Consider the following 764-nt stretch of genomic DNA (forward strand, 5'->3'; position numbering starts at 1 on the left):
GGCGTTATGCGAATAGTAAACTCAAGGAGGAAAGGTGAATAAAATAGAAATTAGAGAAGCTCATGTAGAAGATACGGAAACCATATTGAGATTTATCACTGAGTTGGCTACGTATGAAAAATTAGAAAGTGAAGTTAAGACGAGTATTTCAGATATTGAAAGTAGTTTGTTTTCACAGGAATCTACAGCTCATGCGATTATTTGCGAAGTAAACGGTGAGCCAATAGGTTTTGCGGTGTATTTTTACAATTACTCAACTTGGTTAGGTAAAAATGGTTTGTATTTAGAAGACCTCTACGTTTCGCCAGAATACAGAAGTATTGGTGCAGGAAAAGCTATCCTTAAGCATTTGGCTCAGCTGGCCGTTTCTAAGAAATGCGGCCGTTTTGAGTGGTGCGTGCTTGATTGGAATGAGCCAGCGATAGAATTCTATAAGTCAATTGGTGCTAAACCTCAAAATGAGTGGGTTATTTATCGGTTAACTGGCGATGATCTCAAAGCATTTGCTGGCTAAAATTCGCATAACAATAAATTTAAGCAGATTCGCAACGTTTGGCACTTTCGGTTTGAATCAGCTTTAGTGTTTACGGCACAATGCTTTAGGTAGGTGGCAGCGTGCTCACTACTTAATTTGGCGTTAGTGCTCCGCAACACGATAAGTATGAGAATAAATCATGGAAATATCTGAAATTGTAAAAGAAATGCTGCTTTATTTTGGCGGTACATCGGCAGTATTAATAGGATTAGTGGGTTTTCTTGCTCAT

Annotated in this window: 1 protein-coding gene; it reads left to right on the top strand. The window is 38.5% G+C overall.

Going from position 1 to position 764, the window contains the following annotated elements:
• Positions 1–34: 34 nt before the first annotated feature.
• Positions 35–514 carry a GNAT family N-acetyltransferase gene (locus tag ELS82_RS25520; protein WP_134837825.1) on the top strand — a complete coding sequence of 160 codons (480 nt, stop codon included), beginning with the start codon at positions 35–37 and terminating at the stop codon, positions 512–514.
• The last annotated feature ends 250 nt before the right edge of the window (positions 515–764 follow it).

This window comes from Vibrio ouci (assembly GCF_004551525.1).
Taxonomy (GTDB): domain Bacteria; phylum Pseudomonadota; class Gammaproteobacteria; order Enterobacterales; family Vibrionaceae; genus Vibrio; species Vibrio ouci.